The organism is Chamaesiphon sp. GL140_3_metabinner_50 (genome assembly GCF_025361915.1).
In the GTDB taxonomy this organism is placed as follows: Bacteria; Cyanobacteriota; Cyanobacteriia; order Cyanobacteriales; family Chamaesiphonaceae; genus Chamaesiphon.
Map to the genome: position 1 here is coordinate 1 of NZ_JANYJC010000076.1, position 10,262 is coordinate 10,262.

Annotated in this window: 10 protein-coding genes; 6 read left to right on the plus strand and 4 right to left on the minus strand. The window is 45.8% G+C overall.

Annotated features, from left to right (window positions below; all coding sequences use genetic code 11):
* Positions 1-158: 158 nt before the first annotated feature.
* The 5 genes from Q0R35_RS03750 to Q0R35_RS03770 all read left to right on the plus strand — a co-directional run bounded on the left by Q0R35_RS03750 (position 159) and on the right by Q0R35_RS03770 (position 5,024).
* On the plus strand, positions 159-1,784 hold the full coding sequence (locus tag Q0R35_RS03750; protein ID WP_295614608.1) for a Ppx/GppA phosphatase family protein: 1,626 nt from the start codon (positions 159-161) through the stop codon (positions 1,782-1,784).
* A gap of 144 nt (positions 1,785-1,928) precedes the next feature.
* The gene (locus Q0R35_RS03755; RefSeq protein ID WP_295614610.1) at positions 1,929-2,690 is read left to right on the plus strand and encodes a leucine-rich repeat domain-containing protein; all 762 of its coding nucleotides are present in this window, start codon (positions 1,929-1,931) and stop codon (positions 2,688-2,690) included.
* A 318-nt stretch (positions 2,691-3,008) separates the two neighbouring features.
* The gene (locus tag Q0R35_RS03760; protein ID WP_295614612.1) at positions 3,009-3,821 is read left to right on the plus strand and encodes a TPM domain-containing protein; all 813 of its coding nucleotides are present in this window, start codon (positions 3,009-3,011) and stop codon (positions 3,819-3,821) included.
* Between the two features lie 104 nt (positions 3,822-3,925).
* Positions 3,926-4,267, plus strand: coding sequence for a hypothetical protein (locus Q0R35_RS03765; protein ID WP_295614614.1), 342 nt, complete (start codon positions 3,926-3,928; stop codon positions 4,265-4,267).
* Complete coding sequence (locus tag Q0R35_RS03770; RefSeq protein WP_295614616.1) at positions 4,260-5,024, plus strand: tetratricopeptide repeat protein; 765 nt, start codon at positions 4,260-4,262, stop codon at positions 5,022-5,024. The genes Q0R35_RS03765 and Q0R35_RS03770 overlap by 8 nt, the downstream gene beginning before the upstream one ends.
* A 27-nt stretch (positions 5,025-5,051) precedes the next feature.
* Here the strand turns inward: Q0R35_RS03770 and Q0R35_RS03775 are convergent, their stop codons facing one another.
* Both Q0R35_RS03775 and Q0R35_RS03780 read right to left on the minus strand, forming a co-directional pair.
* Positions 5,052-5,372: a Txe/YoeB family addiction module toxin gene (locus tag Q0R35_RS03775; protein ID WP_295614618.1), complete on the minus strand. Its 321-nt coding sequence runs from the start codon at positions 5,370-5,372 to the stop codon at positions 5,052-5,054.
* A complete protein-coding gene (locus tag Q0R35_RS03780; protein ID WP_295614620.1) occupies positions 5,347-5,652 on the minus strand; it encodes a type II toxin-antitoxin system Phd/YefM family antitoxin in 306 nt (101 codons plus the stop codon). Before Q0R35_RS03780 ends, Q0R35_RS03775 begins: the two co-directional genes overlap by 26 nt.
* Before the next feature lie 244 nt (positions 5,653-5,896).
* Here Q0R35_RS03780 and Q0R35_RS03785 point away from each other — a divergent pair, with 244 nt between their 5' ends.
* The gene (locus tag Q0R35_RS03785; RefSeq protein WP_295614622.1) at positions 5,897-6,910 is read left to right on the plus strand and encodes a type I glyceraldehyde-3-phosphate dehydrogenase; all 1,014 of its coding nucleotides are present in this window, start codon (positions 5,897-5,899) and stop codon (positions 6,908-6,910) included.
* A 281-nt stretch (positions 6,911-7,191) separates the two neighbouring features.
* Here the strand turns inward: Q0R35_RS03785 and Q0R35_RS03790 are convergent, their stop codons facing one another.
* Positions 7,192-8,349: a glycosyltransferase gene (locus Q0R35_RS03790; RefSeq protein WP_295614624.1), complete on the minus strand. Its 1,158-nt coding sequence runs from the start codon at positions 8,347-8,349 to the stop codon at positions 7,192-7,194.
* A 422-nt stretch (positions 8,350-8,771) separates the two neighbouring features.
* Positions 8,772-10,172: a signal recognition particle protein gene (gene ffh / locus Q0R35_RS03795; RefSeq protein WP_295614626.1), complete on the minus strand. Its 1,401-nt coding sequence runs from the start codon at positions 10,170-10,172 to the stop codon at positions 8,772-8,774.
* Positions 10,173-10,262 lie beyond the last annotated feature (90 nt).

A 10,262-nucleotide genomic window follows, 5' to 3' on the forward strand; every position in this document is an offset into this window, starting at 1 on the left:
TGCTTGTGTTAGAACCCAGCCAAGCTGTACATTAGAGCTAAATAGTATTGTTGTCTCAGATTTGCCAAGTCTAGACACTCCCCGTTGGCGTAGCCTCTCCACGCGAGAGAATCGATGGCGGTAATGACACTAAACCTCTCACCTGACTGGAAATTTGTATGGTAAATGTGGTAGCAGAATCTTCAGCCACGCTCGATCGCGATCGTACAGCTAACGACCCGATTATTGCCGCGATCGATATCGGTACTAACTCAGTTCACATGGTCATCGTGCGGATTGTTGCCGACTTACCAGCCTTTAGTATTATCGCCCGTGAGAAGGCAACAGTCCGGTTGGGCGATCGCGACCCTCTGACGGGCAATCTCACGCCAGAGGCGATTCTGCGGGCCTTAGGCGCGCTCAAACGGTGTCAGGAAGTTGCTAAAAGTCTCAATGCCCAGCAAATCTTTGCAGTGGCGACTAGTGCCGTGCGCGAAGCACCTAACGGACACGAATTTGTCAGATCGATCGAGACAGAATTAGGTTTAGCAGTTAATATTATTTCTGGACAAGAAGAAGCGCGGCGGATTTATTTAGGCGTGCTATCGGGAGTCGAATTTAATAATACGCCCCACATCATTATCGATATCGGTGGCGGTTCGACTGAATTAATTTTGGGCGACAGCCACGAACCCCGCACCCTCAGTAGTACTAAAATCGGTGCGGTGCGGCTAACCGCCGAATTTCTGCCCATAAATCCCATTAGCGATCGATCGATCGATTATCTTAAAGCTTTCGTGCGCGGTCAATTAGAACGGGCGATAGACGAAATTAAAGCCAATCTCCAGCCGGGAGAACTGCCCAAAATGGTCGGTACTTCCGGTACGATCGAAACCCTTGCGGCGGTGCTCAATATCGATAAAAATGGTCAAGTCCCCGATCGGATTCATGGCTTTAAAATTCAGCTATCCGAGTTACGCAACCTAATCGATCGATTGCGAAAAATGACCGTCGCCGAACGCACTACAATTGAGGGTATTTCCGATCGGCGATCGGAAATTATCGTTGCAGGCGCGGTAATTCTCCAAGAAGCGATGTCGATGTTAGGGCTAAAATCTCTCTCTGTCTGCGAACGCAGCCTCCGCGAAGGTGTCGTTGTCGATTGGATGCTCGCGCAGGGATTGATTGAAGATCGGCTCAAATATCAAGGCTCGATTCGCGAACGCAGTACCCTCAAAATTGCGGGTAAATACGGTGTCGATCTCCCCCACTCCCAGCGCGTCGCCGAACTCGCACTGAGCCTGTTCGACCAAACTCACGGACAGATCCACAACTGGGATAAATCGATTCGACAGTTGCTCTGGAGTGCGGCAATTTTACACAATAGCGGTCACTTTGTCAGTCACGATGCCCATCACAAGCATTCTTATTACCTAATTCGCTACGGCGAACTACTCGGCTTCACCGAATCCGAGATCGATCTGATTGCCAACGTCGCTCGTTACCATCGCAAAAGTCCGCCTAAGAAAAAACATCAAAATCTCCAAAATCTGACCAAAGAGCAAAGATCTATCGTCTCTCAACTCAGTGCGATTCTCCGCGTCGCCGTCGCTCTCGACAGGCGCAGAATCGGTGCGATTAAAGATGTCAGCCTCAATTGCAATCTAGCTACTCGCGAGTGTCATCTAACATTTTTCCCCACCGATCCTGCCGATGCCTGCGTGCTGGAATGTTGGAGCCTAGACTATAAGAAGCCGATTTTTGAAACCGAGTTTAATCTCAAATTATCAACTACCAAAGGATAATCGCCGCAGCTAATTTTGGGATAAGAGCCGATCGTTTTTACATTTCCGCCGAGATCGGCAATGAAAATTTCCGTAAATTGCATATTTATGAGTGTAGATGCCAATGTTTGAGACAGAGCAGCATCTTTTGAACATTTAACACTTATGAAAAAATTTTTTATCCCAGCAAGCATTTTAGGAATATTATGCCAATTACTGCCCCTAACGGCATCGGCACAACAGCAAAATGCTAAAAGTTTCACTCAATGGTGTCAACAAGTAAACTCTGTTTCGGCAGCAACTAAACAGACGATCGAGATACTGCTCGAAAAAGCTGGCACTCAGAATTGCCAACAAGCTGATGCTAAACTCAGCCGTCTTTCCGAACTCTATCTGAGCGATCGCAACATCCGCGATGTCCAGCCTCTAGCTAGCCTAACTAATTTAAAAGCACTTTTCCTCAACTCCAATCAAATTAGCGATATTTCACCACTAGCTAGCTTGACTAATTTAAAAGGACTCGATCTTAATGCCAATCAAATTAGCGATATCTCACCACTAGCCGATCTGACTAATTTAAATACCCTTTTCCTTAACTCTAATCGAGTTAGCAATGTAAAACCTTTAGCTAAATTAACTAATCTAGCTTACCTCGAATTTTTTGCCAATCAAATTAGCGATGTAAAACCACTAGCCAGACTCACTAATTTGAAATCTCTAGATCTTAATTCTAATCAAATTAGCGATATCAGACCGCTAGCGAATCTCACTAAATTAACCGATTTGAGACTCTCGAAAAATCAAATTAGTAACGTCAAACCCCTCGCTAAATTAGCTAACAACTTAACCGATCTCTATCTCCGCCACAATCAACTCGGCGAACGAGATTGCCCAGTGAAACCAGAATCATGCCACTTTGACATCTAAAATAATCGATCGGATGGTAAATATGAGCGTTATTGAATTGGGATAGATCTTTGTTTTGTCCCAATTCCCCATCGCCCTCGTGTGGATTAATTGTCGCCAGAGGGTTGTAGTTTGACACTTTCTGAACATCCTTGCCGTTGGCGTAGCCTCCGCCTTGCGGAATCGACACCTTTGCAAATCGCCCCATTTCATCGTAAAGTATTGTAAAGTAAATTAATAATAGATTAATTTTTACAGATCGAGACAGTTGCAAGGTTGGCAGTGATGAATGCCGATCGCCAATTATCACCCGATCGACTTCACTGACTTTAGTAGCACATGTCTTCATCCTCAATGATATTACGCCGCCTGCTCGGATCTGCACTTGCCATCGTTCTAAGTATATCCGTGTGGTCGATCGCACCATCCGCTCAAGCCGTTGATAACCCCGATCTTTTACCCAAAGAGCAAACCCCCATTATCGACTTGGCAAAAACCTTTACCCCCATCCAAGAAGAGAACCTTGTTAAAGATATCGACAAATTTGAAGCCGACACTGGCTGGAAACTGCGAATCTTAACACAGTACGATCGTACTCCCGGACGTGCGGTGAGTAGATATTGGGGACTAGACGAAAAAAGCGTCCTCGTTGTCTCTGATTCTCGCGGTGGTAACACCCTTAACTTCAGAGTCGGCGATGATGTTTACAAACTCATGCCCAGAACCTTCTGGATCGAACTGCAAACCAGATTTGGGAATATGTACTATGTGCGTGAAAATGGCGAAGACAGTGCCATTACCGACTCCCTAGAGGCTGTAAAAACCTGCCTAGTTAGAGGCGGTTGTAATGTCGTCCCCGGATTGCCAAAAGAACAGTGGATCCTGACGCTAACTAGCTCGATTCTCGGCGGCATAATTTGTGGATTTGCCGGACAATATCGCAAACCTGGTGAAGGTTTTGCTTGGCAGTGGGCGTTAATTTTCTCGCCATTGTGGGGTATCCTGTTTCTCGCATTTGGGGTTGCACCTGTAATTACACGGACTTCTGAATGGGTGCCATTATTCCGCAATTGCGCCGGATTTGCGATCGGCGTTTTAGTTGCTTTCCTAGCACCAGTCATCGGTCAATCTAATCCATCCGAAGAAACGTAATTTAGTGTTAGTATAATCAATCTGGGGAGGGGCAATTCTTAAATTGCCCTTCCCCTTATTTTTATGGCATACTAGGCGATCCAGGGAGTTTCAAAGATATTACTGTGACCGAGGAGCCAATATACCATCGCAAGGAATCTGACTCACAAACGGTCGATGATGCAAAAAAACAAATAGCCAGCCAAGAAATATGGGGTGGCCCAGCTAGAAATTGTTTTTTCAGCGATATTCCTAAGGTCAAGGCTTTCTCGAAGAAATTCGATCGCACCACAGAACGAGGAATCGAGTTTACCACATCAGTAGAACCAGATCGCGGCACTAGACCAGGATTAGTATATTGGTCGGGGGAACGCGAAGGTGTGCGGAACGAGGATGATTGGGCTAAAATCAAGGTACAGATAAAGTTTTGCAACCAACTTGAAGAGATTTGGATAGCTGATGAGTAATCCAACAACACCAGAAATTCAGCGGGTGAGATTTGAAGAAGTGACACCGACGCAGGAGATTGTCGCTTTTTTAGATGGTCATTTAAAACCTCTGGTCGCTCATCTTCAGCTTCCTCTCTATGATGGCTACAATGATTTAGATGAGATTCAGTTTGCTTTTTTAACTCTGCCTTCAGGACAGACTGTGACCTTGGGACAGTATTCACATTCTCCACAGGTTGGGGTAGATTTATATGTAGATCCCAAGCTTCAAGATATTCCCTCAGTTACGTTTGAAGCCTGTAAATATTTAGAAATACCGCGAGAAGAAGTTATCTGGTTTCATCCCGATTGGCAGGAGAAGATCGAAGGGTTATATGCAGAACATGGCGCGATTTGGCAAAGCAAACGCTACGCGAACGCGAAGCAGAAGGAATTACCGCAGGTAGAAGAATTAACTCAAAATAAGCAGTATGAGCCTATAGATTGTTTCAATCATGCCTTACGGATTTACACGAGGAAATATGTTCCTGCAACCTATTGGGCAATGCTGCAACATAATCTTGGCTTGGCTTACCAAAATCGTAGTAAAGGAGATCGAAAAGAGAATTTGGAAAGATCGATCGAATGCTTTAACCAGTCTCTAGAAATTTATAACCAGGATGAGTTCCCAGGAAAATGGCAGATAAATCAGGAAGACTTAGAAGAATCTCTGAAATCTCTTGAGTCGCTAAAGGTATATTTTAATGATGGTATAATTTCTGTCAATGTCATCTAAATTCAGCAAAATAATATATTATGAGTTTTATTCGTAGTGATAGCGACAGGTAAAAAAGACAATTTGTTCGTTATTAACTATATAAATTAATCGATGTTCCAGATCGATGCGGCGCGACCAAAAATCTGAATCTAAATACTTTAAAGGTTCTGGCTTGCCAATTCCGGTAAACGGATCTGACATTACGGCTGTCACCAGATCGAGGATCTTAGCTGCTTTTTTAGAATCGGTTTTGTACCACCATCCCAAATCTGCTTTGAATTTGGTAGTAAATACCGGACTCAATCGGATAATTTGAACGGGAGTTATTTCTGATGGTTCTTCAGATTTTTTCGGCTTCTTCGCCATCGATTCCTAGCTCCTGGCGTAATTCTTCAATGCTTTGCGTTGCGAGTTTGCCCGATCGATATTCATCGATCGCATCGAGTAAGTGACGCGCATTTGCCGGAGAGCGAAATAGATAAACGGTTTCGATGAGACTATTGAGATCTGATTCGGCGATGAGCGCGACATTTTCACCATCGCGGCGATTGATGATACAAACTTGATGACTTTGTGCGACTCGATCGAGCAATTGAAAGAATCCTGCTCTAGCTTCAGTCGGTGAGGTGATTTCGGTGGAAAACATAAGTTATGTACGCAATTATGTACATGATATCACATTAAATTGATACCTAACCCAGATTCATTAAAATAGTTCTAAAATACTATAAAAACTATGCTGCACGTATTTCAGACCTACTTGCCAGCTAAATAATAAAAAAATCTCGATTCTGACATCGATCGAGTTATAGATGTGTATAGTTTGCGGTACGATCTACTTCTATCACTGGTTATAAAATTAGAAGTTTAGAACAAGAGGGCAAGAGGCTGTGATTAGAGTAGCGATCAATGGGTTTGGGCGGATCGGGCGGAATTTTATGCGGTGCTGGCTAGGCAGAAAGAATAGCCACATCGAAGTTGTGGGTATTAACGATACTTCAGATCCTCGCACCAACGCACACTTGCTCCGGTACGACACCATGCTGGGTACGTTCGATGCCGAAATCAGTGCTGATGACAACACGATTACGGTTAACGGCAAGACGATCAAATGCGTATCCGATCGTAATCCTGACAATTTACCTTGGAAAGACTGGGAAATCGACCTGGTAATTGAGTCTACAGGTGTTTTCATCAGCCATGCTGGTGCTTCCAGACATATTAAAGCTGGTGCGAAAAAAGTGCTGATTACGGCACCAGGAAAAGACGAAGATGGTACCTTCGTCGTCGGAGTTAACGAAAAAGACTACGACCACAACAAACATTTCATCATTAGTAATGCTAGTTGTACTACCAACTGTCTGGCTCCCTTTGCCAAAGTGCTCAATGATAGCTTTGGGATTGTCAAAGGAACGATGACCACTACTCACAGCTACACGGGCGACCAACGCTTGTTAGATGCTTCGCACCGCGATTTGCGTCGGGCGCGGGCGGCGGCGATGAATATCGTCCCTACCTCGACTGGTGCGGCTAAGGCAGTGTCTTTAGTATTACCAGAACTCAAAGGTAAACTGAACGGAATTGCGTTGCGGGTACCTACTCCCAATGTGTCGGTGGTCGATTTAGTCGTCAACGTTGAGAAGAAAACCTTCACCGAAGAAGTCAACGCTACCCTCAAGGCTGCCGCTCACGGGTCGATGAAAGGAATTATGGACTTCTGCGAGCTGCCATTAGTTTCGAGCGATTTTAAAGGTACTCCTGCCTCTTGTACGATCGATTCTAGCCTGACGATGGTGATGGGTGACGATATGGTCAAAGTCATCGCTTGGTACGATAACGAGTGGGGTTACAGCCAACGGGTTGTCGATTTAGCTGAAATCGTTGGCGAGAAATGGGTTAAGTAGGAAGAGGGGATAGGGGATAGGGAATAGAAACTCAACTCTTTAGGGATGTTGGGTTTCGCGGGCTTCTACCCAACCTACAGATATAGCAATCGCCAGGGTGGTTAGGACGGTAAAACTAGGTTGCTACAAACCCGACTTTTACAAAAAGTCGAGTTTGTGTCCTAACCGACATGGCAACTGCTATATGTATGTGATTGAATCCTCACTCTTAAAAGCATGTAAGCCCCATCACAGTAATTGTGGTGGGGCTTAATCTATGATATCGAGCGAATAACCTGCCCCTATTCCCTATTCCCTATCCCCTCCTTCACCGCTTCCGCATACAATTGCTCGTGAAGTCTAACGATCGCATCTAAGTTATAGGTAGAAATCCGCTTGGAGCCGAGTTTACTCATCTTCGCAGCTTCTTCGGGTCGATCGAGTACCCAAGTCATGGCGGCGGCTAATCCATCGACATTGCCGACATCTACTAATAATCCGCAACCATCTAAGAGTAAATCTTGAGTACCCCGAATTTTAGTCCCAATCGTCGGAGTTCCTAAAGCTAGCGATTCTAAAATACTGCGGGGAAGTCCTTCTTGCTCGGAAACGAGGATATTTGCACTGGCGGCTTTCATCAGCACGGGAATATCTTGCCGATTGCCCAAAAAGTGGATCCGATCGGCAACTCCCAATCGATCGGCTAATTGCTGCATACTATCCATTAATGGCCCACTACCTGCAAAGGCTAAATGGACATCGGATCGAGCGAGTTTGGCAAATGCCGCGATCGCATCGACATGACGTTTGCGGGGCGTAAATTCGGCAACTGAGAGCAATAACTGACTATCTGGCTCGATGCCTAACTCTTTCCGCACTTGGGTGACGGCGGCATCGGGAACCGCCTCGCGATTATAATAGCCTAAATCGACACCGATACCGGGCATGTAACGACAGCGATCGGGTGGTAATAATCTGTGAGCGATTGCGGCTTGTTTATCCTGATAGTTGATTGTGACTAAATAATCAGTCCAATTACCTGCCAATTTTTCTAAATTAAGAAACACGGCATTTTTAACAGAATTACCACCTGGATGAAAATGAAACCCATGTGCGGTATAAATTACGCTAGTTTCTAGATGGTGGCGGATATCTTTGAGTGCGTAGCGCGTTACGAATGCGGCGACAGGCGTGTGGACGTGGACGATTTGGTATTGTTCGCGGCTGACAAGCTCGCGAATTATTTGCGGAGCGGCTAATAAATTACGCGGATCGAGAGGGTTTCGCGACCATTGTACCTCCCAGACGCGATCGAATCCGGCTTGACATTCCGCCGCCGCCGATACTCCACAAGCCATCGCATCGACTTGCCATCCTTGCGATCGAAAATGAGCGGCAAATGGCAATAGAAAACTTCGGAGGGTGCTTGGAACGGTCGTAACCATTAACAGTTTGTTCATACAGATCGATGTTGGCGCGTGGGAAGGCAATGTTCGCTATAATACGCTGCTGTCCTCAGTGGTGGGCAAGTTGGATCGATCGATTTATTCATCTAACACCCAGCCCCAAGGCAGGACAAGTAACAATTCTCTTGAAGAAATTACCGAGACAATCGGCATATACTCAGAGATCGGCTTGTCGTGGTTCAGTATAGCAAGCTGGCGCAAACAGTCCATCCGGGGATTCACTTACTTATCTGCCCATCCTCTTTTTCTAGACGCAAGAAATACTTACGTAAGTTCCATTTTTGCTAGTTGCTAGATCGTCCGTAATTTTACGGATAGGGGATAGGGGATAGGGGATCGATCTGCACACAAATTCAGGGTAGGGGTAATTCATAAATTACCCCTACCCTGAATTTGTGTGCAAGATGCAAGGTTATTTATAACGTCCCAAATCCTTTTTTCTTTTTCTTGGCTTTGGCAAGTGCGCCCGGTTGTCCGCCGCGTGCGCCTGGTTGCTGTCCGCCACCCATACCGGGGAAATTGCCCATGCTCATCTGCTGCATCATGGTTCGCATCCGGGTAAATTCAGCAATCAGCCGACTCACATCGGCTTCTTCATAACCACAACCTTTAGCAATCCGGCGGCGACGGCTGGGAGTACTCGCGAGTAAATCGGGATTACCGCGTTCTTCTTTAGTCATCGACTGAATCATGGCTTCAGCCTTTTTAAGTTGGTCTTCGCCTTGTTTGAGCTGTCCGTCAGAGAGTTTACCCATCCCCGGAATCATCTTGAGTAAGCCGCCCAAGGAACCCATATTTTTCAACATCCGCATCTGTTTGATGAAGTCGTTGAAGTCGAATTTGGCTTCGAGAATTTTTTCGGTTAATTTAGCAGCATCGGCAATATCAAAATCTTCTTGGGCTTTTTCTACCAGTGTCAGTACGTCGCCCATTCCCAGAATCCGCGATGCCATCCGCTCTGGATAAAATGGTTGCAGGGCTTCGACTTTTTCACCCACACCGACAAATTTAATCGGTTTCCCAGAAATCGCCCGGACAGATAGAGCCGCACCACCGCGCGTATCCCCATCTAATTTGGTCAAAATCGCCCCAGTAATGCCGATCCGATCGTTAAATGTCATCGTGACATTCGCTGCTTCTTGACCGATGGCTGAGTCTACTACGAGCAGAATTTCATCTGGTTGAATTGCCGCTTTAACATCGGCTAATTCGGTCATCATCCGATCGTCGATTTGCAAGCGTCCGGCAGTATCGACAATTACCACATCTACGCCCAGTTCCCGCGCCTTGGCGATGCCTTGACGGGCAATTTCGACGGGATTGGTATCCGTCCCCATTTCAAAGACTGGCACGTCGATTTGCTTGCCCAGCGTCATCAATTGATCGATCGCGGCGGGACGATAAATATCAGTCGCGACCATCAAGGTGGTACGATTTTCTTTGCGTAAATGCAGCGCGAGTTTAGCCGTAGCAGTCGTTTTACCCGCACCTTGCAAACCCGCCATCAGAATTACTGTGGGCTTTTGGGGCGCATTTGCAAGGGGACTATTCGTTTCCCCCATCGTCTTGACGAGTTCGTCATAGACAACTTTGATAAACTGTTGGTCGGGGCGAACTCCTGAAATGACGTTCGCACCTTGGGCTTTAATTTCGACTTCTTTAACGAAATTGGTGACCACTTGGACGTTTACATCAGCCGAAAGCAGCGCGCGCCGAACTTCTTTGAGGGCATCTTGAATATTGGAGGACTTAATTTTGTCCTTACCACGCAACTTTACCCAGGCTGATTCTAAACTTTCGGCTAATTGGTCAAACATAATCAGAAATTAACAGTTATCGAGGAGCGATCTATTGGCTCTACATCTAGTGTAATTGATATCTGGCATTACCGATCTGGGGATAAAATG

Coding starts and splice junctions, on each gene's coding strand:
- Q0R35_RS03755 (WP_295614610.1), top strand. CDS start 1,929: ATGAAAAAATTTTTTATCCCAGCAAGCATTTTAGGAATATTATGCCAA.
- Q0R35_RS03750 (WP_295614608.1), top strand. CDS start 159: ATGGTAAATGTGGTAGCAGAATCTTCAGCCACGCTCGATCGCGATCGT.
- Q0R35_RS03775 (WP_295614618.1), bottom strand. CDS start 5,372: ATGGCGAAGAAGCCGAAAAAATCTGAAGAACCATCAGAAATAACTCCC.
- Q0R35_RS03780 (WP_295614620.1), bottom strand. CDS start 5,652: ATGTTTTCCACCGAAATCACCTCACCGACTGAAGCTAGAGCAGGATTC.
- Q0R35_RS03760 (WP_295614612.1), top strand. CDS start 3,009: ATGTCTTCATCCTCAATGATATTACGCCGCCTGCTCGGATCTGCACTT.
- ffh (WP_295614626.1), bottom strand. CDS start 10,172: ATGTTTGACCAATTAGCCGAAAGTTTAGAATCAGCCTGGGTAAAGTTG.
- Q0R35_RS03770 (WP_295614616.1), top strand. CDS start 4,260: ATGAGTAATCCAACAACACCAGAAATTCAGCGGGTGAGATTTGAAGAA.
- Q0R35_RS03790 (WP_295614624.1), bottom strand. CDS start 8,349: ATGAACAAACTGTTAATGGTTACGACCGTTCCAAGCACCCTCCGAAGT.